This window comes from Paenibacillus sp. FW126-R14, assembly GCF_058789495.1.
On sequence record NZ_JBYTBS010000129.1, the window covers coordinates 1 to 1,720 of the forward strand.

Annotated in this window: 2 protein-coding genes; both read left to right on the top strand. The window is 54.8% G+C overall.

Going from position 1 to position 1,720, the window contains the following annotated elements:
- A partial coding sequence (locus AC3WRW_RS32955) for an ABC transporter permease (protein WP_492550431.1) occupies positions 1-770 on the top strand: 770 nt, incomplete at its 5' end.
- Positions 760-1,720 (top strand): galactofuranose ABC transporter, permease protein YjfF (yjfF, locus tag AC3WRW_RS32960; protein ID WP_492550432.1); only part of this gene is annotated, 961 nt, incomplete at its 3' end. The genes AC3WRW_RS32955 and yjfF, both read left to right, overlap by 11 nt.

Genomic DNA, 1,720 nt, shown 5'->3' on the forward strand with positions numbered 1-1,720 from the left:
AAAGCAGCGATCAGAACGCGATAGGCGTACTCGTGCTGTCCGTTTGCATTTCCCTCGTGCTGTCTCTGCTGCTCGGCTTGTGGAACGGCTTCCTGGTCGCGAAGGCCGGCATTCAGCCGATTATTGCCACCTTGATTCTAATGGTGGCAGGACGTGGTATTGCCCAGCTCATCACAGGTGGGCAAATCATCACCGTAACGAGCTCCACCTACAAGTATATCGGAGCCGGAACGCTTGCCACGCTGCCGTTTTCCATCTTCCTGGCGGCCATCGTGTTTGCCGCAGCCGCAGTACTGACGCGGAAAACGGCGCTCGGTCTGTTCATTGAGTCGGTCGGCTGCAAGCCGACGGCGAGCCATCTGGCCGGCATTCGTTCCCGTACGGTCATGCTGGCCGTGTATATTTTCTGCGGCGTCTGTGCCGGAATCGCCGGATTGATCTTGAGCTCGAACGTCTCCAGCGCCGACGGCAACAATGCCGGTCTATGGTACGAGCTCGATGCCATTCTGGCCGTCGTGATCGGGGGAACCTCCCTGAACGGCGGAAGATTTTACCTTAGCGGGACGCTGATCGGCGCGCTTATCATCCAGACTTTGACGACAACGATTTATATGATCGGAGTTCCGCCGGAGATCACGCTCGTCGTCAAAGCGTTCGTCGTACTGGCCGTCTGCTTGATCCAGTCCGAAGCTTTCCGCCAATCCTTGATCATCCGCTGGAAAACTCGTCATTATCCGGGAGAACGGGAGGTTAAACGCCATGCTGCTTAATCGCAAATACATTCCGATTTATGTCACCGTCATCTTATTCGCCACGATGTATATCGCGGGCTCTTTCCGGTATACCGGCTTCTTCTCCTTGCAAGTGCTGCTGAACTTGCTCATCGATAATGCCTTTTTATTGATTACGGCCGTGGGGATGACCTTCGTCATTGTGTCCGGCGGCATCGATTTGTCGGTAGGCTCCGTGATCGCGTTAACGACCATGATTTCGGCTTCTTTGCTAGCGGCAGGCTGGTCGCCGGTATTTGTCATTCCGCTCGTCTTAGTCCTAGGAACGCTGTTCGGATGGGGAATGGGGGCGATCATTCACTATTTCAAAATTCAGCCATTCATCGTCACGCTCGCCGGAATGTTCCTGGCAAGAGGGCTGTGCTACGTGATCAGCATCAACACGATCAAGATCGATAACGCGATGTACACGCATATCGCGCAAACCAAAATCCCGCTGCCGGGCGGTAGCTTCATTTCGATCAGCGTTGTGATCGCCTTGCTTGTCGTCGCAGCGGGCATGTATATGGCACACTACACGCGCTTCGGGCGCAACACGTATGCCATTGGGGGCAGCGAGCAGTCGACGATCCTCATGGGATTGCCGGTGGCCAGAACGAAGATCGGCGTGTATGCTTTCAGCGGCTTGTGTTCAGCGTTAGCCGGCGTCGTGTTCACCTTCTATATGCTGTCGGGATACGGCTTGCACGCGATGGGGATGGAGCTGGATACGATCGCAGCCGTGGTGATCGGCGGAACGCTGTTAACCGGAGGCGTAGGCTATATCGCCGGCACGTTCTTCGGAGTGCTCATTCAAGGGGTCATTCAGACGATCGTCAGTTTCGAAGGAACGCTCAGTTCCTGGTGGACGAAAATTGTGATCGGCCTGCTGCTTTGTTTATTCATTTTGCTGCAAAAAGCATTAAGTGAACGGAGATGGTTCGCAAGAA